Source organism: Lysinibacillus sp. LK3 (assembly GCF_001043675.1).
Lineage (GTDB): Bacteria > Bacillota > Bacilli > Bacillales_A > Planococcaceae > Lysinibacillus > Lysinibacillus capsici.
In genome coordinates this window covers 1-492 of sequence record NZ_LDUJ01000051.1, presented here as the reverse complement: position 1 = coordinate 492, position 492 = coordinate 1, and the positions used below count along the sequence as shown (strand labels likewise).

Below are 492 nucleotides of genomic sequence, written 5' to 3'. Positions count from 1 at the left end.
TTTTTTATCTGGCAATGAAAATAATGGTGCGGGTGAAGGGAGTCGAACCCCCACGCCTTGCGGCGCTAGATCCTAAGTCTAGTGCGTCTGCCAATTCCGCCACACCCGCTTATTATTATTTATAAATGGTGAGCCATGAAGGACTCGAACCTTCGACCCTCTGATTAAAAGTCAGATGCTCTACCAACTGAGCTAATGGCTCGAAAAAATGGTGCCGGCTATAGGAATCGAACCCACGACCTACTGATTACAAGTCAGTTGCTCTACCTGCTGAGCTAAACCGGCATATGGTGGAGGATGACGGGCTCGAACCGCCGACCCTCTGCTTGTAAGGCAGATGCTCTCCCAGCTGAGCTAATCCTCCTGGGTATTATGCCTAGCGACGTCCTACTCTCACAGGGGGAAGCCCCCAACTACCATCGGCGCTAAAGAGCTTAACTTCCGTGTTCGGTATGGGAACGGGTGTGACCTCTTTGCCATCATCACTAGACT

At 51.0% G+C, this 492-nt stretch carries 4 tRNA genes and 1 rRNA gene; all 5 read right to left on the bottom strand.

The features are described from left to right. Positions 1-24: 24 nt before the first annotated feature. Positions 25-109: transfer RNA gene (locus VK91_RS22095), tRNA-Leu, on the bottom strand. Between the two features lie 17 nt (positions 110-126). Continuing rightward, a tRNA-Lys gene (locus VK91_RS22090) sits at positions 127-202 on the bottom strand. A gap of 7 nt (positions 203-209) precedes the next feature. After that, positions 210-285: transfer RNA gene (locus VK91_RS22085), tRNA-Thr, on the bottom strand. A gap of 3 nt (positions 286-288) precedes the next feature. Beyond that, positions 289-364: transfer RNA gene (locus VK91_RS22080), tRNA-Val, on the bottom strand. A gap of 10 nt (positions 365-374) precedes the next feature. Then, a 5S ribosomal RNA gene (gene rrf, locus VK91_RS22075) occupies positions 375-490 on the bottom strand. Positions 491-492: the final 2 nt, after the last annotated feature.